The sequence below is a fragment of the Marinobacter caseinilyticus genome (assembly GCF_011074955.1).
GTDB lineage: Bacteria > Pseudomonadota > Gammaproteobacteria > Pseudomonadales > Oleiphilaceae > Marinobacter > Marinobacter caseinilyticus.
This window is the reverse complement of the sequence record NZ_WUQJ01000013.1, coordinates 14,437-34,508: the sequence shown is the minus strand read 5'-3', so window position 1 is coordinate 34,508 and position 20,072 is coordinate 14,437. Positions and strand designations below refer to the sequence as shown.

Here is a 20,072-nt window from a genome sequence, read left to right as displayed (position 1 = left end):
GATGGCTAAAACACGGCACGATCAAACGTTGTTTTGATCGAGTGTGTACTCGTTCAATAATGATATTGGCGGGATATGGCCAGAACCGCCATTAAATTGCTACGGGGAGAGTGTATGTCGGGTCCACTGAGAGGCTTAAAGATACTTGATTTCACAACGTTGTTGCCGGGCCCCTACGCCACCATGCTGTTAGCGGATATGGGCGCAGATGTGCTTCGGGTTGAAGCGCCGGGCAGGCTCGATCTGACACGGGTCATGCCACCCCATGATGGTGGCGTCAGTACCGCCCACACGTATTTGAATCGTGGCAAACGTTCGCTGGGACTGGATTTAAAGGCGCCGGGCAGTGTCGATGTGATCAAGGGCCTGGTGACGGACTACGACATTGTCATTGAACAATTCAGGCCGGGTGTTATGGCGCGGCTGGGGCTGGATTACGAGGTTCTGAAGGCGATCAATCCGCGGCTTATCTATTGTGCGATTACGGGCTATGGTCAAACCGGACCTTATCGGTTGCGGGCGGGGCACGATATTAATTACCTCTCCATTGCGGGAGTCAGCAGTCACTGCGGTCGGAAAGCCAGTGGGCCGCCACCTCTGGGGGTGCAGCTGGCCGACGTGGCCGGGGGCTCTCACCACGCCGTCATGGGTATCCTGGCGGCCGAGGTGCATCGCCAGCAAACCGGCGAAGGTCAATTCATTGATATCAGCATGACCGATGCAGCATTCGCCATGAATGGTATGGCCGGTGCCGCCAACCTGGCAGGGCAGGAAGAGGTTGAAGCTGAAGGATCGCTGTTAAACGGCGGCAGTTTCTACGATTACTACCAAACGGCCGATGGTCGCTGGTTATCGGTAGGCAGTCTTGAACCGCAATTTCTGGCACAGCTGTGTGAGGTGCTTGGTCAGCCCGACCTGACACGTTATGGGCTAAGCCAGAAACCCGAGGATCAGGCGCTGCTAAAAAAGGCATTACGACAAGCGATCGCCGGTAAAAGTCTGGCGCAATGGCAGCGCGTATTCTCCGAACGCGACGCCTGTGTGGAGCCAGTATTGACGATTACAGAGGCGGCCAACCACCCGCAGATCAAAGCGCGGGATATGGTGATATTGGTTGCTCGTGAGGACGGTACTGCGCAGCGCCAGATTGGTCACCCAATCAAGTTCAGCAAAACGCCCTGTCAGAGTCGCTTTATTGGTAAAACACTGGGTGCCGATACAGACGCAATTCTGCACAACGCAGACGTGCATAAGAGGTGATCTGAATTACCGAAACGTCACTGTTTTTTACCCTGACCTAGCGCTTAAATAGCATAAGGAGTCGCGTGGTCTCGGGGCCGATTCTGCTGGACCTGGTGCACTCCCAGGCCCCGTCTATCCAAATAGAGCTCTGGGGCTCACCCTCTGATAACCGGTGGCCCGCCTGGCTGAATGCACAGTGCGGTCACCAGGCAGTGGTTTAGATCAGGTTTTTAATGTGGGAAAAAGGAGAAACCTCATGAAAATCAGAAATATAGCCTTAGCTTTGTTGTTGTCGGGCGCGCTGGTTTCGCCAGTTGTTATTGGGGGTACCACTGGCGATAAAGATAAAATGGCCGACAGTGACACAATGAAAGGGGAAGCTCCCAAGTTTGAAGAACTGGATGCTAACCGCGATGGGTTTATCAGTGAAGAAGAGCTGAACGTTTATGGTGCCACCGCTGCTGGCAGTTCTGGTGACATGATGGACAAGAATCGTCACATGATGGAGGATCAGGACATGGATGGTGATGGCAAGATTAGCCAGCAGGAATACGAAGAGAAGACCAAAAAGTCCTGGTAAGCTCACCACCGCAAGGCCCGGGATCTACTCCCGGGCTTTTTCAGGTTCGATGGTTGTATCCAGGGCTTCGTTCGAGAGTCCTATGGAAAGCTCTACCCGATTACGCCCGGCTTCTTTGGCACGATAAAGCGCACGGTCAGCCCGTGCGATGGTGTCATCCACGGTTTCGTCGGCCTCATACTCGGCCACCCCAATAGATACAGTGACGCGAAATTCCCCGTTGATGTCCGGAAACGGAATCGATGCAATCGCTTGTCTTACCCGCTCAGCCTTGATCATGGCGCCGTCAGCCGGGGTCTGGGGGAGTATCAGTAAAAACTCTTCACCACCATAGCGCCCGAAACAGTCAATGGTTCGGATACTCGTCGTCACACTAGCGGCTACTTTGCGGAGTATGTCATCGCCTGACTGGTGCCCGTAGCGATCATTCACCTGCTTGAAATTATCGACATCCAGAATGCAGACGCTGAAGGCACCCGGTGTACGGGTATAACGGTTGTATTCCTCAGCCAGCACTTCAAAGATACGACGGCGGTTGCAGACCCCCGTCAACTCATCAATGTTGACCAGCTCCTGAATACGGCCCATAGCAGCATTGAGCTCTTTATTTCGGTGTCGAAGCTGACCGCGCAGGCCGCTGATAAAGCCCCCGATAACCGTAATCTGCGCCATGACTAGAACAAAGGCCAGAGTCTGAATTACATCCAGCGTGCCGGTGAGCACCTGAGGTTTGTAAATGTAGAAACCAAGGTAGAGCAGGCCGTAAAAAAAGAAAAACCATAATCCAACGACAAGAAATCCGCCCATCCGCAACGCCAGAATGCCGTAAAGAGACGGCACCATGGCGATCATCAAGAACGCGGCCCGGGCTTGGCCCGCTTCCAGAAAAAACATCACCCACAGAGCCGGTAGCAGCGACAGTGCCATTTGAGCCTGAGTCATGCTGGGATCGCTCAGTCTCAGATTAATACCGGATTGAATCAACAGGAAAAAGAAACCATTCAAAAGCACGGAAAAGCCAGCAAACTGGGCCACCACCTGGCCTGGGATCAAGGCCTCCAGCCAGCAGAAAAATACCAGCGCAAAGGTCATTGTGTAAGAGGAGAAAGACATGCCTAGACGGCGTTTTCGTAACCGTTGCTCCTCGCCCGTGTTGAGTGGTGTGGGAGAAGTGAGCGCCGACGGGGAGGGCAAATCTGGACTGTAGACTTCCATGGCGGTGCCTGTTGTTTCTTTTTAATTGTTAGCTAACGATATTTTAAAGCAAATCAGTTCTCGCACCAGCATTGCACGATCGTTTTGATGCTCTTTTACGGCCGAGTTGTGGTCCGTGTTTCAAAAAAATGAATTGGGTCTCATTTATTGGGCGTGGGGGTTGATGCTTGACTAACATGAGAGAGACGGACCACTGAATGGCGCCGGCTAATAACAATGGAAAGGGGATAGTGAGTATGAAATGCACAGGTTTAAAACCAGGGAGCACGCCCGCGGTCAGTTGGCGAGGCATTGGAATCGTTATGGCAAGCACATTACTGTTGGGGGGGTGTTTTCATGATGACGATGACTCTTCAGGTCAGGGTGAGGCGGTCAATGAGCAGTTGTTTCCTGCCAATGGCACATTGAAGGCAACCATTCGCCGTACGACGAATGGCGTCCCGCACGTGCTGGCAGACAATCTCAAATCGGCCGCGTTTGGTGCAGGCTATGCCCAAACTGAGGACAATGTGTGTTATTTGGCCGAAGCCATTGTGAAAGCTCGCAGTGAGCGGTCGAAGTACTTTGGTCCGGGCCCCGGTGATATCAATATCATCAACGATTTCAGCTTCAAAGCGCAGGGCATTCTGAGTGGTGCGCAATCTGAATTTGCGACATTGAGTGCGCCATCCAGGGCACTGATTGAAGGGTTTACCGAGGGCTACAACAAGTATGTTGCTGAAACGGATCCTGCAGACCTGCCGGCTGAGTGTCGCAGTCAGCCCTGGGTGAAATTGATCGCACCCGAAGACCTCTTCGCCCATTATCGCGTTGTTGGTCAATACGCCAGCGGGGCGCTGTTTGCTACTGGCGCAGTGTTTTTGGCGGTGCCGCCGGGTGAGTCTCCGGCGCCGCAGCCTGTCATGCCCGTCACCAGTCTTGAAAAAATGGACATGTTGAATTCGGTTGTTGCAAATGCCCGGGCCGGAGCCGGCCGCATCAAGAACTTTCAGGACATGGGCCTTGCCAGCAATGCCTGGGGCATCGGTAAAACGATGACCGAGCAGGGCAAGGGCGCGCTGCTTGCCAACCCCCACTTTCCGTATACAGGGCATCGCAGGCTGTATCAGGTGCAAATGACAGTGCCTGGGTATTTGAATGCCAACGGTGCGGGTTTGTTGGGTACGGCGATTCCGCTCATTAACTTCAATGAGAATCTCGGCTGGTCTCACACGGTGACAACCAGCCGCCGGTTTACGCTGTATGAACTGACGCTTAAAAGCGGTGATGACCTTGTGTATATCAAGGATGGCAAGGAGAAGCCGATTACGTCCGAGTCGTTCCAGATTGAAGTGTTTAATGGGACCCCGAACCCGACAATTCTCGAGCGGTCTTTCTATTTTTCTGAATACGGTCCAATGCTGTCAGCCAATGCCGTCACCAGCGGTGGGTTGCCGACATGGGGCGCGAGTGGCACCGCCTACAGCTATCGTGACGCCAATGCAGGTACAACAAGATTGCTCGACTCATGGTTACAGATGAGTCGCGCGTCAACATTGACCGAATTCCAGGATGTGTTCCGAAACTGCGGCACGACGTTTTGGACCAACTCGACCTACGCCGATGATCAGGGCAACGCGTTCTATATTGACAGCAGTTCGGTGCCGAACCTTTCCCCCGCAGCTCTGGCCGTTATTGATTTCAAGCGTGGCGCCAGTGCCGCCTATAACCAACTGTTCAACGCCGGTTTAACATTGCTGGATGGCAACACTTCAAGAGACGACTGGGTTGAAGGGCAGTGCGATGGCCTGGTGCCCTATGAGGACAAGCCAAAACTGTTACGTTCTGACTGGGTGCAGAATTCAAACGATAGTTATTGGTCAACGAACCCCTCGCAGCCTCTGACAGGCTATTCGCCACTGTTTGGACCGGAAGAGACTCAACTGGGGCCGCGAACCCGATTGGGTATTTCAATGCTTGAGAATCCGCTCTCGACAGGTCCGGTCTCACCGGGTGCACCGGTGCCCGCGGGACAGGATGGCAAATTCGGAGCAGAGGACCTCATCAATGTGATTTACAACAACCGTGCTTGGTATGCGGATCAGTTTTTGGTGGAGCTTCGAGCCCGTTGCGCTTCGATCGGGGCAACGCCCGTCAACTTACCCGGCGGTGGCTCGCGGACCGTCGATCAGGCCTGCGGCGTTTTGCAGAGCTGGGACGGTGTCTACAATACGGACAGTATTGGCGCCCACGTATATCGGGTGTTCATCGGTCATTACCGCAACTCGTTTACCAATGATCTGACGGTTGGGTTTGATCCGGCCAGTCCGGTATCAACACCATCAACGCCTTCACCCACCAACGCCGGCACCGCGGACGATGTCATGCTGCAAGCCTTGGCAGAGGGACTGGAAGCTTTGGATTCTGTAGGCATCGCCTACAACACTACACTGGGCAGCGTGCAATATTATCAGCCTTCCGGCGGTGCACTGCCGGGTCTGGCGGGCGGCAGCCTGTCCGGGGGTACTCCAGTTGCACAAGGTGTTTCATTTCCATGGCATGGAGGTGATGGCGGTATCGATGGCACGTTTAACGCAATTGGGGTGGTGACCGACGGCTTTGCCGAAGATACGCGGTTTCCGCGCCTGGCACCGACCGTGGTTGCGGATACTGCAGGTCTTTCAACGGCCGCGGGGCAAGGATGGCAAATGGCCAGAGGTACCAGCTGGCATTTTGGGCTGGAGTTTACCGGTGATGGTCCGGAGGCTTATGGTTTGATCAGTTACTCGCAATCAACCGATGCAAGCTCACCGTATTTTAATGATCAGAGCCTGCGCTATTCAGAGAAGGATTATCGGCAACTGCTGTTCAAAGAATCCGATATTCAGGCGAATCTTCTGCCGCAAGGGGAGGTGGTGATCACCCAGTAATTGTGGCGTGTTAATAAGCCGGGCGATGCCCGGCTTTTTTATGCCTCAATTTAAGTGATCACGGCGTGTCGTTTCGCTACTTGGTCAAAAACGCCTACAGAAATAAGTCCGGATTGTTGGGTTCCTGACTGGTATTTCCGAAATACGAAAGCCGCCGTTGCCAAGCCAGTGGAGCCAACCCCATAGAAAAGGGGCAGCCGAGGCTGCCCCTTTTGGGTTACTGCTGTGCAGAGGTTTAGTCCTGCTGAACTATTTCCGTAATATTAGGATCCAAAGCCCCGGCATTTGGTACCACTGCGTCACCCATTGCGGCCTGGAGGCTGGCGGTTTCAATAACCATCTCAATAAACACCCTGACATCCAATGGACCGCCCTGAGGCAGCACGGGCGTGCCGTGAGTTCCGGCAAGGTAGCGAGTGATTGCCGCATTGCTCAGCGCTACCGGAACGCCGTTACCGGTAACCGACGTGGCATTTAGCAGTCTGGCGAATGGCTCAGTGCCAGATAGGTATGCATCGAAAGCCTGCCCTAACGGATTAGCCAGCGGATCATTCGGGATAACCTGATCCCCGTTCACCTGCGAGAGCAAAATTTTCGAGCCCGCCAAGTCATCCGCGAAGTTGATTGGGTCCGCCGAGTCCAGTGTCGCCTGGAAGATGTTAAAGAACGTCTCCAGGTTCGCATCGCCCTGCTCGAGACCAGCCGCAGCTTGCAGGCCACCCAGGATTGCGGGCGCGAAGGCCGGGGAGTTTTCCAGCAGTCGGACAATACCAGCACCTGGTGTCAGTAGCTGAGCGGCAACAATATTGTCCTCAACAGCCACCGTTCCGTTGGCAACCGCAACGAACGGTGCACCCACAATGGTACCCAGGGAGTGGCCTGCGAAGTAAACGTTGGTAGCATCAAGATCGGCTCCGGCAGTGCCGTCGAAGTCAAGTCCGACCAAAGATTCACGCAGGTTCAGCAGGTCCATAACCGCCTGACGATTCTTGTCACGAGAATTTGTGAAGTTGGTCAGGTTGATGAACAAGCTGCCGGAGTCGCCGGATGTCGCTGTCATGGGTACCGGCTGGTTTGCCGCACCAGCGGTAAAGTCAAAGTGGCGCTCGTTTGCCGTTTTCACAAGTCCGGGAACAGTACTGCCAGCGTTGGCTGCCGTGTTCTCGAAAGAGCGCAACGATCGGATGGCCGCATCCAGACCAAGGTCACCCGTTGAACCACCAGCTACCACTGAGTTGACAGTGGCCGCCGCCGTAGCGGCGTCTTGGCTGAGAGCCGCCGACGTAAACCCAATGGCAAGTTGACCCGCGATTACTGCCTGAATGTTGGCAGGAGAGGACGCCAGTGATGCGGGCAATTCAGCCGCTTGGCCGGCGTCCAGTAGCAGGCTGGCAAGCCCTTCCTGTTCCGCCTGACTGAACGGTGCTACTCCATGAAGCGGTTGGTCAATGGCAATGACCGCCACGCCAGCATTCGCGACAAGCTTGCTACCGAAGGTCAGCGCCGCACTACGATCCGTTGTAATACCATGCTGGTAAATGAAGGTTTCCAGTGGGCCGTCGACCGAGCCGTCGTAACCGGCCGGGTACATGACAAGGACCGGCACTGTCAGCGCTTCACTGGTCTCGACCGGGAACGGGAAGCGGTAGTTGACGACGTCGCTCACGGAAGCGTCGGATTGAGCCAGCTGGACGCCAAGCGCGCCACCTATGTTGGCGGCCGCCGCAAGATCGGCAGCCCAATCCTGGGTATTGATGACCGCGCCCTCGGCCTCAGTCTGGCCTGTGGGGATGCCCAGGTAATAGGGTAGGTCAATTGTGCCCTGCACAATGTTCACCTGGCCGAAATCTACGAACTGATCCGTAATCGCAGACACCTGAGTGACGTCCTGCGGAGCACCGAAACTTGCTGTGGCGCTGCGGTCTGCCGGTTCCGGCAGAAGGCCTCCCAGCGCGCCTTGCAGCGTAGCGGCTGTCGCATCGACATCGGCGCCGGCAACCGCTAGCCCAGCTGCGGTGGCCAGGTCAGAGTACGCAGTCTGCCCATTGGCCAGCGCCTGCTTGACGCCCGCTACACGTGCGGCACCTGCGACAGTGTCCCGGAAAAATGTTTCAGGATCGGCAATGTACTTCAGCACTTCCTCGTCGTTTGAAGTGGTGAAGCTGTATGACAGCGCAATGTCATCTGCGGTCAAGGCATCGGCCCGAGCCGAGTTGTTCAGCCCAAAGTAACTGCTGGCGACGGCCTCCCAGAAGCTATTGATGATGGTTCTGACCGGGGCCAGGGATGAGCTGCCTAGCGGCTGATTGGCGTCGGTCAGGTTGCTGTAGCTGGGTGATGAAACAATTGGGTCGCCATTCACGTCCAGAACTTCTTTGGTCACTACGACCAAATAACGCTTCTTCGGGTTCAGTGGAACCTTGGGGTGGATACGGATAGCGGACGTTCCGTCAAGATTGACGACTTCGTGAGTGTAGGTTGGGTTCTGCGCGATCTGACCAAGGTAAGCACCCGCTGCTGCCTGGTCGCGACCGGAAAGATCTTGTGGAAGTGCACCCAGTGCCACTTGTGCTGTGATCGCCAATGGAATGGTCGGTGGCTCACCCATGCCGAGACCTTGAAGAGGGTCATCACTGGCGTATTCCAGCTCAATCAGGAAAACGTTCTGGTTAGGGTTCGGAATCGGGGTCATGCCATTCAGGATGAATGGTCGGGAGTCAACCGAGTCAACATCAATCTGGCCATTCAATCTTACTACCGCGGGGGCCACGGTTGACGCACCGCTCAGGCTGTTCAAGGCAGTTGTGACAGGAGGTGAGCTGTCAGCAACGCTGAATGTCCCGTCGGCTTCAATGATCGCCGTCGCCGGGTTGTCAGACTTGAAAATAAGGTCGTTCGGGAGTGGGAGTGCACCAGTAACCGGGTTAAACAGTGGCCAGGTTTTTCCGGTAATGTCCGGATTATTGATGTTGTACTGCGGATCAGCATTACCGCCCGAATCAGCACTGCTTAAACAGCCCGTAAGTCCAAGCGAGGACGCCACGGCAAGACTAATAAGAGTTTTCTTGAACATGGGTGGAACCCTTTCCTGTTGTTGTGTCGTTATTGTCAGCCGCTGATAGGGCCGGTTGGGACCGGTAAGCCTGTTTTCAGCCGCTGGTATTCCTGGAAATCCTGGCCGGCACTCGCCGCCACTTTCTATCTATCTGACTATAACGAAAGACAAAGCAACCTGTTGATCGCTCTAAAGTGTGATTCTTGATGGCGCAGTCAAGAGATGTTGACCTGTTTGAAAAATAGATGGCTGTTTGAGGTTTGTCGAGCACCTCCGGGGCATCCTATGGTTGATTGGCCGTGCCGGGGGGCTCCAGGGGAACTTCCCAAAACGCTTTATTTAAAACTTGAAAAGTCGGGCTTGCGTTTTTCGGCAAAGGCGCGGAACGCTTCCGCGGCCTCAGGCGACTGGAGGCGCTCCCCGAACAGTTCGCCTTCGGCCAGCATTGCGGCTTTCAACGCCTCTTGATTGGGCCGGTTGAGCAGCTCTTTGGTTGCCCGGATCGCCGCCGGTGGCTGCGCTGCCAACTGGTTGCACGCGGCCACGGCCATGGTTTCTGTTTCTGCAGGATCACAGATGCGGTTGATCAGCCCCAGTCCGAGGGCCTCTTCGGCTTTAAATGTGCCCCCCAACATAAGCAGCTCCGCTGCGCGAACCCGTCCGAGCCAGGTCGGTAGCAACAGGCTTGAGCCGCCCTCGGGGCACAGGCCAAGATTGGCAAAGGGCATCTGGAACCGTGTGTTGCTGCCCGCAAACACCAGGTCACAATGCAGCAGCATAGTGGTGCCAATGCCCACCGCCGGTCCATTCACTGCCGCAACCACCGGTTTGTTGGCGTTTGCCAGTCCGAACAGGAACCGTCCGACCGGGGTTGTTTGGAAGTCTCCCGGCAGGCCCTCGGCAAAGTCGCTCAGGTCATTGCCTGCAGTGAAGCAGTCATGCGTGCCGGTGAACAGGATGCAGCGAACGTCGTCATCGTCATGGCCCGCTTGCAGGGCGTCGCCCAGCGCTGCGTACATGTCGTGGGTCAGGGCATTTTTACGCGTTGGCCGATTAATCCGGACGATCAGTAGCTGGTGCAGTTTTTCGGTGACAATAAGGTCGCTCACATGGGGCTCCTGTTATGTGGGGGCGGGACGGAGTCAAGGATTTAACCCCATCGCTCTATGGAATTGCAAAGGCGTTGGACCGAAACATCGCAATGTGCCCAGTCTGTATAAAGCGGTCGCTCGCTGGTAAACTCTGCGCCCGTTCGATTGTTTTAACAGACTCATAACTTCCAACCGATGAGATTGCCATGACCACGACTATTCGCCAGGACGACCTGATCGAGAGCGTAGCAGACGCGCTGCAGTTCATTTCCTATTACCATCCGAAAGATTTCATTCAGGGTGTGTACGAAGCGTATAAAAAGGAAGAGTCCCAAGCGGCGAAAGACGCCATGGCGCAAATTCTGATCAATTCCCGGATGTGTGCCCAGGGTAAGCGGCCACTGTGCCAGGATACCGGCATTGTGACGGTGTTCGTGACCGTTGGTATGGACGTCCGCTGGGAAGCCGATATGGCATTGGACGATATTATTAACGAAGGCGTTCGACGGGCCTACATGCACCCGGACAATGTGCTTCGGGCATCAATTTTGGCAGACCCGGACGGTAAGCGCACGAACACCAAAGACAATACACCGGCGATTATCCATTACAAGATTGTACCGGGTAATACCGTGGACGTTCATGTTGCCGCCAAGGGCGGTGGCTCGGAAGCCAAATCCAAGTTTGCCATGCTGAATCCCTCCGATTCCGTGGTCGAGTGGGTCTTGAAGATGATTCCTCTCATGGGCGCCGGTTGGTGTCCGCCAGGCATGTTGGGTATTGGTATCGGGGGGACGGCGGAGAAAGCGATGCAACTGGCCAAGGAATCGCTGCTCGATCCGATTGATATCCATGACCTGCAGGCCAGCGGTGCATCCAATCGTGCTGAAGAGCTGCGCCTTGAGCTGTTTGACAAGGTGAACGACCTGGGCATCGGCGCCCAGGGACTCGGAGGCCTGACCACCGTACTTGATGTGAAAGTGAAGGACTACCCGACCCATGCCGCGAACAAGCCGGTGGCAATCATTCCCAATTGCGCCGCAACCCGTCACGCCCATTTTGTGCTGGATGGCTCGGGCCCGTCATTGCAGACCCCCCCGAGCCTGGAAGACTGGCCCGAGATCACCTGGGAGGTGGGCGACAGTGTTCGCCGGGTCAACCTGGATACGGTTACCCCGGAAGATGTAAAAGACTGGAAGCCGGGTGAAACGGTATTACTGTCGGGCAAGATGTTGACCGGCCGCGATGCCGCCCATAAAAAAATGGTGGATATGATCGACCGGGGTGAAGAGCTGCCGGTCAGCATGAAAGGCCGCTTCATTTATTACGTGGGCCCGGTGGATCCGGTCCGGGAAGAAGTAGTGGGTCCCGCTGGACCGACCACCGCCACCCGGATGGATAAATTCACCCGCACCATGCTGGAGAAAACCGGCCTGACTGGCATGATCGGTAAGGCCGAACGCGGTCAGGTTGCCATTGATGCGATTCGCGAATTCGGCGCTGTTTACCTGATGGCCGTGGGTGGTTCCGCGTATCTGGTCTCCAAAGCCATTAAGAAAGCCGAAGTGGTTGCTTTTGAGGAGCTGGGCATGGAGGCGATCTACGAGTTTGAAGTTGAAGACATGCCAGTCACAGTGGCAGTGGATTCCAAAGGCACGTCGGTGCACCAAACCGGCCCGGTCGAGTGGCACAACAAGATCATTGCCGCGAAGGCGGTGTCATAGAATGAAGGCCGTGTCAGGGCGCGCTAACCTCTGCTGTTAGAGGGCATTTCGTAGCCGATGCTTCAGCTTCGGAGGGCCCGCCAGGGCCCTAGGGGTGAGTTTGGCAGGCCGGTGGGCCTGCTCCGAAGCTGAAGCGTCGGCTACATTAAAACGGCAGTGTTCGCGGGTATCTTTCACTGTGACCGGCTTGCGCCTCTTGAGCGGCAATCAACTCGAACAATAGATGTTCAAAGGCTTACCCCGATCCGGTGGCAACTTGGCACAGTCTTCGTTCTCTGCCGTCGAAGGGTTTTCGTAGCCGATGCTTCAGCTTCGGAGGGCCCGCCAGGGCCGTGAGGGTCAATCTGGCAGGCTGGGGCCACTTGCAATCAAGTGCTCGGCGGGCTAGTTTCTTTCGGGCGTTTATGCCCAAAAAACAATGTCAGTAATTCCAACGGAATGGAAGAATGTGATCAGGGAGATCCGTCAATGAGTGTTCCGCAAAAAGTCAGCTTTCATGTTGTCCGCCGTCAGCAATCGCTTGCCGAATTAACCAGATACCTTTACGGCGATCTTGTGTCCGCCTCGGCAAAAGATTTCATGAGGCTCAACGAACCGGCGCCGGACAGTTTTGGTGCTCTGATCCCCGGGCAAATGCTCTATCTGCCGGAACCGGCCTGTTTCCCCTCGAATGTTGAAGCCGATATCCAGGCGATGGTCGCTAGCTTTAACATAGTGATTGTTAACCAGATGGATGCGGCTCAGAGGCAGACCTTTGCCGAAAATCCCGCGATGATAAAAAATGCGGCGGAAAATCCGAGCGTCGTAAAAGGTATTGCCAACGGGGCTAATACGTTCGCCAGTGGGCTTGTTGCAGGCGTCTCGATTCAGACCAAGGCACTTGGCCGCACGCTGAAAAATCTGGAAAGCCGTTATGTCCAAACATTTAAAGCCCATGGCAAGCTGACATCGCAGTTCTATACCCACCGACAGCACCTGTATGCCGCACTGGATACCGATATGGGCCGGCTCTCACGCACTCTTGCCCTGGGTACACCCAGAGACATGGCTGCCAGGAGTGCGCTAAAAATAAGCACCAAAAGCCAGGTTCTGCACTGGGAACGCCACGGGATCGATGGCGGGGTAAAAGGCTTTCAGCCACATTTTGACCGCCTCGCACAAACCACTCGGTATTTGAAAAACGGTGGCTATCTGACCATCGCGATTGATGGTGCGCTGACGCTCGATACAATTGTAAAGGCTTGTGCCTCTGGAGACGACAGATTTTGTCGTCGAACAACCGTTGTAGAGTCGTCAGGTTTTGCGGGCCGAGTTGGTGGTGGGGTTGTTGGTGGCATGGCCGCATATGCTGTCTGCAATGCTATTTTCGTTTTGCCTTCTGGGGGGCGAGTTTACTATGGTGTGGTTTAGTTGCTGGTGCTGCCGGTGGTTTTGTTGGGGGCACGGCTGGTGATGTTTTTGGTAGAAGTCTTGGTAGCGAAGCATCGGACGGTGTTGAATATTTGTACAAAAAAGCTTTTTCGGTACCAATAAAATGAACATCAAAAAGCTTCGTGTTTTTCTCGCTTCATTGTCTCTGATTTGGTTGGTTTTATCAGTCGTCATACTTTGGTTGGGCCACCAAGCGAATGAGCACTTGCTTTTCTATTCAACGATGATTAGCGGGATGTTTTTTTTACCTGGTAGCTTCGTTTTCATTGGATACACTCTTTACGTCATGTATAGGGTTGTCCCAGAGGTGGACAGGATAGTTGAACCAGGCTTGTGCAGCATCCTTGAGAGTCGCAGTGATGACTGGTTCCATAAATTTCATCGACTGACCATCTATTCGCTTTCAACAATGAGCCGTCGGCTAAATCATCGGGACCATCCACACTTTGATTTCCAGCATTTGCCCAAGGAACTGAGCATGCCACTACGAGTTTTTATGCAGTGGCTTATCTTGTGCGCACTATCGTTGTTAATAGGGTTTGGCTCAATAAAGTTAGGAGGGGTGGTTGGCGTAAATATTTAGCTTGCACTCAGGTGTTCAGAGCTGTCCTGTGCTGCATACTTTCAACTCGAACAACAGGTATTCATAGGCTTACCTCAGTCCGGTTGGTAAATTAGCGCATTTGCTGCCTCGAAGGGTTCATTATAGCCGACGCTTCAGCTTCGGAGGGCCCTGTAGGTCAATCCGGCAGGCCGGTGTGCCGCTTGCAATCAAGTGCTCTGCGGGCTAGTTTCTTTCGGGCGTTCATGCCCGAAAATACGAAGTCAGTAATTCCAACGGAATGGAAGAATGTGATCAGGGAGATCCGTCAATGAGTGTTCCGCAAAAAGTCAGCTTTCATGTTGTCCGCCGTCATCAATTACTTGCCGAATTAACCAGATACCTTTATTGCGATCTTGTGTCCGCCTTTGAAAAACGGTGGCTATCTGACCATCGCGATTGATGGTGCGCTGACTTACGAAACGATCAAAAAAGCCTTCGTGTCTGACAATGATCGGTTCTGTCATAAAACGAAGGTTATTGAGTCTTCTGGTTTTGCCGGTCGTGTCTTTGGAGGTGTGGCGGGCGGTTCGTTAGCATATGGTGCTTGTAGCGCAATCTTTGCATTACCTTCTGCTGGTTCAAGTTTTCTGTGGTGCGGTCTGGTAGCTGGCGCTGCCGGTGGTTTTATAGGTGGAACGGGGATCGGGCTTTTGGGCGGCTTTCTTGGTGAGGTGGTTTTCGAAGCAACTTATCCGGTTAAAACACCATGAATTTGCGGGTTCTGAACTTCCTGATATTTGCTCCTTTATTCATTTGGTTAGCGCTGTCAGTCTGGGTTGTTGGAGTTTTGGAAGATCGTATTCTTATTGTGAAGTTTACGGTTGTTGCCGGTTTTTTCATTTTGCCCAGCATTTTATTTTGGTTTGGGTTTACTTTCTATCTTATGAATCGGCTGGTCCCAAAGGTCGATGATATTGTTGATCCTGAAATCGTTGAAACATTGAAGCGTCGCGGTGACGACTGGTTCTCTAAGTTCCATCGGCTTACGCTGTATGCGCTGTCGTCTGTCAACACTCGATTGAACCGCAGAGACTTTGACCATTATGACTTTAGCCAGTTGCCTCCCCAATTGTTGCTCCCACTGAAGGTTTATCAATATTGGCAGTGGTTGATTGGGGTCGCGATGGCCATCGGTTACAGCTTCATGAAATTGGTAGAATGAGTTTCTCTAATAAGGCACTGAAAGCGATATTCTGGCGGTTGCCGGCACCCTGCGGATGAAGAACTTACCTTGGGGAGGGGATGACTAAAACCCACCCACTCGAACAAATGATATTCAAAGGCTGACCCCAGTCTGGCGGCAAATTGCCACAGTCCTCGTTCTCTTCGGTCGAAGGGCTTTTCGTAGCCGACGCTTCAGCTTCGGAGGGCCCGTCAGGGCCCTGCAGGCCAATCCGGCAGGCTGGGAGCCTGCTTCAAAGCTGAGGTGTCGGGTGCATTAAAGCAGCAGCGTTTGCGGATATTCGTGACTGCGAGCGGCTTGCGCCTCTTGAGTGGTCATCAGCTCGAACAACTGATGTTCAAATGCTTGCCCCAGTCCGGTGGCAACTTGGCGTAGTCCTCATTCTCTGGCTGTTCATCGAACGGCTTTTCCAGCACCTTCAACAGCCGGTGCAGGCTGTCGTATTGGCCAGTCTGGGCGTCCTGTATGACCTGCTGGGCCAGATAGTTTCGCAGGATGTATTTGGGGTTAACGCGGCTCATGGCGGCTTGACGCGCCTCCGGTGTGCGGGTCTCCTGTTGTAGCCGTTCGGCATAGCGCGCCAGCCAATGGTCTGCCGTTTCGCGATCAACAAAGAGGTCGCGTATTGGTGCTGCGCCTTTCGCGGGTAGTGTCGATAAGCCACGGAAGAACAGGGTGTAATCAACGTGGTGTTCATGGAGCATGCTGAACAGATCCATGATGATGTTAATATCCGATTCCAGCGGGACCTCCAGCCCAATCTTCCTGCGCATGGTGGTCAGAAAAGTCTCGTTGTAGGCTTTTTCGTAAGTCCGCAGGGCCTGGTGGATGTCTTCTTCCGGCATCACCGAAACCATGGCGCGAGCCAGGAACTGGCAGTTGATGAAGCCAATTTCAGGCTGGCGGTTATAGGCGTAGCGTCCACCCTGGTCGGTGTGGTTGCAGATATAGCCGGCATCAAAGTCATCAAGAAAGGCGTACGGCCCATAATCGAAGGTATCTCCGATGATCGACATGTTGTCGCTGTTCATCACTCCGTGACAAAAGCCAACGCTTTGCCACTGAGCGACGAGCCGGGCTGTGCGCGCCACCACTTCGGCCAGCCATTGCTGATACCGGTCACGCTCGGGGAGCTTCTCCAGGTGAGGGAAGTGCAACCGAATGGTGTGATTCATCAGGGTGGTAAGCGCTTCTTTGCCTTCATGGTGAGCGGCGAATTCAAAGTGCCCAAACCGGATGTGGCTTTCGGCGACCCGCAAGAGCGTTGCGGCAGTTTCCAGGGATTCACGCCGTATCGGGTCTTTCGCGCTGACCAGGAACAGTGCCCGGGTGGTCGGGATGCCCAAGTGGTGCATTGCCTCGCTGCAGAGGTATTCCCGGATAGATGAGCGTAATACCGCGCGGCCATCACCGAAGCGGGAGTATGGGGTTTGCCCCGCGCCTTTCAGGTGCCAGTCCCAGCGCCGGTTGTCCGGTCCAATGGTTTCCCAGAGCAGCAGCCCGCGTCCGTCGCCCAGGTCCGGGTTGTACATGCCAAATTGATGCCCGGTGTACTTCATCGCTACCGGGTCCATGCCCTCAAGCAATGCCTGCCCCGTGCCCACGGCCGTCCAGTCCTCGGGGTTGTCTGTGTGGAATCCCATTTCGGTGGCAAGGTCATGGTTAAAGCACACCATACGACCGCCTTTCAGCGGGTTCGGCTGCACACGGCTGTAAAACGCATCGGGTAGATTGAGATATTGATGTTCAATGTGGAAATTGTTCAGAACGCTCACCTGTCGATGTCTGTGTGGCTGGCCTATGCTCAAGGTGTCAGTGTTATGGTGTCAAACCGGCCCACTTTCTCGAGTGGATTCGGAAATTAATGACCGGTCGTTAGATTAAACTGAAACTGGTACAAATACTGCAAAACCATACGGTATGGATGAGGGCATGGATGAAAAAGACAAGGTGAAACAACCCGACAGTGAGGCAGACCTGTCTGCGGTCCAGGACAGGGTCCGGGCGCTGACACAGGCTTTGGTACAGGCGGAACATTTGCCTGAGGCATTTGTTGATACGGTCATGGAGTTTTATCTTCCATTGGCCTCGGACATTGCCCGCCGCCAGCGCAGCCTGTCGCGGCCGTTGGTGGTGGGCATCAACGGCGCGCAAGGCACCGGCAAGTCAACGTTGGCGCTCTTTCTGCAGCACATACTCACTCAGTGTTTCGCATGTCCGTGCGCGCGGTTTTCCCTGGATGATCTCTACCTCACACGGTCAGAACGGATCCGGTTGGGGCAGCAGGTACACCCCTTGCTGGTGACCCGAGGCGTGCCTGGAACCCACGACCTGGTGCTGGGTAACCAGGTCATTGACCAGTTGATGGCGGCAGGTGTGAACGACACAACGCCAATCCCGGCCTTTGACAAAGCCTGCGATGATCGTGCGCCGCGTGCCCAGTGGCCCGTTCATGAGGGAGCCACAAACGTGGTGCTGTTTGAGGGGTGGTGCGTTGGGGCGCGGGCAGAGGCAGACAGCAAGACACTGATGTCTCCGCTCAACAGCCTGGAGGCAAATGAGGACTCGGACGGTCGATGGCGACACTATGTGAACCAGCAACTCCGGGAAGGCTATGCCGCTTTTTTTGGTCGGCTGGACATGCTGATTATGCTGGAAGCGCCGTCAATGGACTGTGTTTTAACCTGGCGCACACTTCAGGAGCGCAAGCTTGCCAGCAAAACGGCGGGTGCACCAAATGAAGGCGGAAGCAACGCCGAGGCCCCGGCCTTGGACTCTCAGGGCAGTGAGCAGTCGCAGCGCCTCATGACAGACAGTGAACTGTTACGGTTCATCATGCATTACGAGCGCCTTACCCGGGCGATGTTGTCTGAGATGCCCGGCCGCGCAGACGTGGTTGTAGGTATTGCGGAGGACCACCGCATCAGGGGTCTCAAATGGAAGGAGATGCCTCATGGCTAAGCGTCAGTTGGTCGTGTTCACGGATCTGGACGGCACTCTGCTGGATCACGACAGCTACGATTGGCGACCAGCAAAACCGGCTTTGGATGCACTTTGGGCCGCGAGCGTTCCGGTTGTATTGAATTCAAGCAAAACCCGCTCGGAAATCAGGTCGCTGCGCGATGAACTGGGTAACAGGGACCCGTTTATCGTTGAGAACGGGGCGGCAGTTGTCATCCCCGAGAACTATTTTGAACCCGGCGAAGAGCAGGTGGTGCCGTTTGCACCCCATCGCGACATCATTCTCGATGTCCTGGATGTGCTCAAAGACAAAGGTTTTGCGTTTCACAATTTCGATGCGATGACGATCTCCGAACTGGCCCGGATAACCGGGCTCAGCGAAGCCGCTGCCGCGGCTGCCAAAGCTCGGGATGCCACTGAGCCTTTAATCTGGCAGGGCGATGATGCGGCTCTGGCAGAGTTCCGGCGAGTGCTGGCAACGCACCAATTGCAGCTCCTGCAGGGTGGTCGGTTTTACCATGTTATGGGGTTTTTCGATAAGGCCGGTGCCATGTTGTACCTGATGGAGCAATACCGGGAGAAACATCTTGGCTTCGACGTTGTGTCGGTGGCGCTGGGTGATAGCCCGAACGATGTCCGGATGTTGGAGCAGGCGGACATACCGGTAATCATCAGAGGCATCAATTCGGCCCAACTCGTGTTAACCGGTGGCCGAGAACCTTTGCGATCAATAAAAGTGGGGCCGGCAGGCTGGAATGAATGCATTCTGGGACTGCTGGCTGATGCACTGAACTGATATTAATAAGCGATTAAGCACAGGGGTAAGGATATGGGTGATTTTTACCAGAATGGTATTGTGACGACCTTGCACAACCTCTGTCGGCGGCCAGTTGAAGAGCTCGAAGCGGAGCTGATGTCGTTCCGGAAAGCTCGTCCGATGTCGCTGGTATTGCCTTCGTTGTATTCCGAGTTGGAAGGTCCGGCGCTGAAACACATTGTCAGTGAGTTGGCCAAGGTGCCTTACCTGGAACAGATTGTTATCGGTCTTGACCGCGCCGATGAAACCGAATACCGGCACGCTTTGGAGTACTTTTCCGAACTCCCTCAGCATGTGCGGGTGTTGTGGAATGACGGTCCCAGGTTGCGGGCGATAGATGACCAGCTCAGTGAGCATGGTCTGGCTCCCACAGAAATGGGCAAAGGCCGGAACGTGTGGTTCTGTTTTGGCTATGTGCTGGCCTCCGGTATGAGTAAATCCGTCGCGCTCCACGATTGCGACATCCTGACCTATTCCCGTGATTTGGTGGCCCGTCTGATTTACCCGGTGGCGAACCCGAACTTCAACTACATGTTTTGCAAGGGGTATTACGCTCGCGTGGCGAACTCCAAGATGAACGGCCGTGTCAGCCGGCTGCTGGTGACGCCGTTGATTCGGGCATTGAAAAAAGTCTGCGGCCCAAGTGATTTTCTGGATTATCTGGACAGCTACCGGTACCCGCTGGCGGGCGAGTTCTCGTTCCGCACCGATGTCATTAATGACTTGCGCATTCCCAGTGATTGGGGACTGGAAGTGGGCGTGCTGTCGGAAATGAAGCGCAATTACGCCACCAACCGATTATGCCAGGTGGATATTGCCGACACCTACGACCATAAGCACCAGGAGCTGTCACCCGAGGATGCCAGTCGCGGCCTGTCTAAAATGAGCACGGATATCAGCAAAGCCCTGTTTCGGAAGTTGGCGACCAACGGTGAAATATTCTCCAACGAGAAATTTCGCACCATCAAGGCGTCCTATTACCGCATCGCCCTGGACTTCATCGAAACCTACCAGAACGATGCCACCATCAACGGCTTGAAATTTGATCGTCATTCCGAGGAGCAGGCGGTCGAGTTATTTGCACAGAACGTCGTGCGCGCCGGGGCGTACTTTCTGGATAACCCGATGGATACCCCGTTTATTCCCAGCTGGAACCGCGTCGTGAGTGCCATACCGGACATTATGGAGCAGCTCCAGGCGGCTGTGGATGAAGACAACCAGCAATTTGCCAGCTGAACTGCATAGTGGGAATGATCGACG

14 protein-coding genes are annotated in these 20,072 nt (G+C 54.7%); 10 read left to right on the top strand and 4 right to left on the bottom strand.

The features are described 5' to 3' along the window. Positions 1–114 precede the first annotated feature (114 nt). Together GRX64_RS05490 and GRX64_RS05485 are read left to right on the top strand one after the other, a co-directional pair. Positions 115–1,260 (top strand): CaiB/BaiF CoA transferase family protein, encoded by a 1,146-nt coding sequence (locus GRX64_RS05490; RefSeq protein WP_166264468.1) that lies wholly within the window; start codon positions 115–117, stop codon positions 1,258–1,260. A gap of 238 nt (positions 1,261–1,498) precedes the next feature. Further along, positions 1,499–1,822, top strand: coding sequence for an EF-hand domain-containing protein (locus tag GRX64_RS05485; protein ID WP_166264466.1), 324 nt, complete (start codon positions 1,499–1,501; stop codon positions 1,820–1,822). Between the two features lie 24 nt (positions 1,823–1,846). Here GRX64_RS05485 and GRX64_RS05480 read toward each other — a convergent pair whose 3' ends face one another. Continuing rightward, positions 1,847–3,037, bottom strand: a complete 1,191-nt coding sequence (locus GRX64_RS05480; RefSeq protein WP_166264464.1) for a GGDEF domain-containing protein — start codon at positions 3,035–3,037, stop codon at positions 1,847–1,849. Positions 3,038–3,339: 302 nt separating this feature from the next. Between GRX64_RS05480 and GRX64_RS05475 the strand changes: the two genes are divergently transcribed. Then, on the top strand, positions 3,340–5,946 hold the full coding sequence (locus GRX64_RS05475) for a penicillin acylase family protein (protein ID WP_235937527.1): 2,607 nt from the start codon (positions 3,340–3,342) through the stop codon (positions 5,944–5,946). Positions 5,947–6,181: 235 nt separating this feature from the next. Here the strand turns inward: GRX64_RS05475 and GRX64_RS05470 are convergent, their stop codons facing one another. Further along, complete coding sequence (locus GRX64_RS05470; RefSeq protein ID WP_166264460.1) at positions 6,182–9,019, bottom strand: hypothetical protein; 2,838 nt, start codon at positions 9,017–9,019, stop codon at positions 6,182–6,184. A gap of 317 nt (positions 9,020–9,336) precedes the next feature. Continuing rightward, entirely contained in the window at positions 9,337–10,110 is a 774-nt protein-coding gene (locus GRX64_RS05465; protein WP_166264458.1) for an enoyl-CoA hydratase, read from the bottom strand. Between the two features lie 188 nt (positions 10,111–10,298). Between GRX64_RS05465 and GRX64_RS05460 the strand changes: the two genes are divergently transcribed. From GRX64_RS05460 to GRX64_RS05445, 4 genes are all read left to right on the top strand, one after another. Further along, complete coding sequence (locus GRX64_RS05460; RefSeq protein ID WP_166264456.1) at positions 10,299–11,816, top strand: fumarate hydratase; 1,518 nt, start codon at positions 10,299–10,301, stop codon at positions 11,814–11,816. Positions 11,817–12,284: 468 nt separating this feature from the next. Beyond that, on the top strand, positions 12,285–13,226 hold the full coding sequence (locus GRX64_RS05455; protein WP_166264454.1) for a hypothetical protein: 942 nt from the start codon (positions 12,285–12,287) through the stop codon (positions 13,224–13,226). A 990-nt stretch (positions 13,227–14,216) separates the two neighbouring features. Further along, positions 14,217–14,561 (top strand): hypothetical protein, encoded by a 345-nt coding sequence (locus tag GRX64_RS05450; protein ID WP_166264452.1) that lies wholly within the window; start codon positions 14,217–14,219, stop codon positions 14,559–14,561. Beyond that, a complete protein-coding gene (locus GRX64_RS05445; protein ID WP_166264450.1) occupies positions 14,558–15,013 on the top strand; it encodes a hypothetical protein in 456 nt (151 codons plus the stop codon). The genes GRX64_RS05450 and GRX64_RS05445 overlap by 4 nt, the downstream gene beginning before the upstream one ends. Before the next feature lie 338 nt (positions 15,014–15,351). Here the strand turns inward: GRX64_RS05445 and GRX64_RS05440 are convergent, their stop codons facing one another. Further along, entirely contained in the window at positions 15,352–16,809 is a 1,458-nt protein-coding gene (locus GRX64_RS05440; RefSeq protein ID WP_166264448.1) for a protein adenylyltransferase SelO, read from the bottom strand. A gap of 157 nt (positions 16,810–16,966) precedes the next feature. Between GRX64_RS05440 and GRX64_RS05435 the strand changes: the two genes are divergently transcribed. The 3 genes from GRX64_RS05435 to GRX64_RS05425 are packed head-to-tail and all read left to right on the top strand — an operon-like array spanning position 16,967 to position 20,048. Further along, positions 16,967–17,995 (top strand): hypothetical protein, encoded by a 1,029-nt coding sequence (locus GRX64_RS05435; protein WP_235937526.1) that lies wholly within the window; start codon positions 16,967–16,969, stop codon positions 17,993–17,995. After that, positions 17,988–18,791, top strand: coding sequence for an HAD-IIB family hydrolase (locus tag GRX64_RS05430; protein WP_166264446.1), 804 nt, complete (start codon positions 17,988–17,990; stop codon positions 18,789–18,791). The genes GRX64_RS05435 and GRX64_RS05430 overlap by 8 nt, the downstream gene beginning before the upstream one ends. A 33-nt stretch (positions 18,792–18,824) precedes the next feature. Continuing rightward, a complete protein-coding gene (locus GRX64_RS05425) occupies positions 18,825–20,048 on the top strand; it encodes a glycosyltransferase family protein (protein WP_166264444.1) in 1,224 nt (407 codons plus the stop codon). The last annotated feature ends 24 nt before the right edge of the window (positions 20,049–20,072 follow it).

Coding starts and splice junctions, on each gene's coding strand:
- GRX64_RS05490 (WP_166264468.1), top strand. CDS start 115: ATGTCGGGTCCACTGAGAGGCTTAAAGATACTTGATTTCACAACGTTG.
- GRX64_RS05485 (WP_166264466.1), top strand. CDS start 1,499: ATGAAAATCAGAAATATAGCCTTAGCTTTGTTGTTGTCGGGCGCGCTG.
- GRX64_RS05480 (WP_166264464.1), bottom strand. CDS start 3,037: ATGGAAGTCTACAGTCCAGATTTGCCCTCCCCGTCGGCGCTCACTTCT.
- GRX64_RS05475 (WP_235937527.1), top strand. CDS start 3,340: ATGGCAAGCACATTACTGTTGGGGGGGTGTTTTCATGATGACGATGAC.
- GRX64_RS05470 (WP_166264460.1), bottom strand. CDS start 9,019: ATGTTCAAGAAAACTCTTATTAGTCTTGCCGTGGCGTCCTCGCTTGGA.
- GRX64_RS05460 (WP_166264456.1), top strand. CDS start 10,299: ATGACCACGACTATTCGCCAGGACGACCTGATCGAGAGCGTAGCAGAC.
- GRX64_RS05455 (WP_166264454.1), top strand. CDS start 12,285: ATGAGTGTTCCGCAAAAAGTCAGCTTTCATGTTGTCCGCCGTCAGCAA.
- GRX64_RS05445 (WP_166264450.1), top strand. CDS start 14,558: ATGAATTTGCGGGTTCTGAACTTCCTGATATTTGCTCCTTTATTCATT.
- GRX64_RS05435 (WP_235937526.1), top strand. CDS start 16,967: ATGGATGAAAAAGACAAGGTGAAACAACCCGACAGTGAGGCAGACCTG.
- GRX64_RS05430 (WP_166264446.1), top strand. CDS start 17,988: ATGGCTAAGCGTCAGTTGGTCGTGTTCACGGATCTGGACGGCACTCTG.
- GRX64_RS05425 (WP_166264444.1), top strand. CDS start 18,825: ATGGGTGATTTTTACCAGAATGGTATTGTGACGACCTTGCACAACCTC.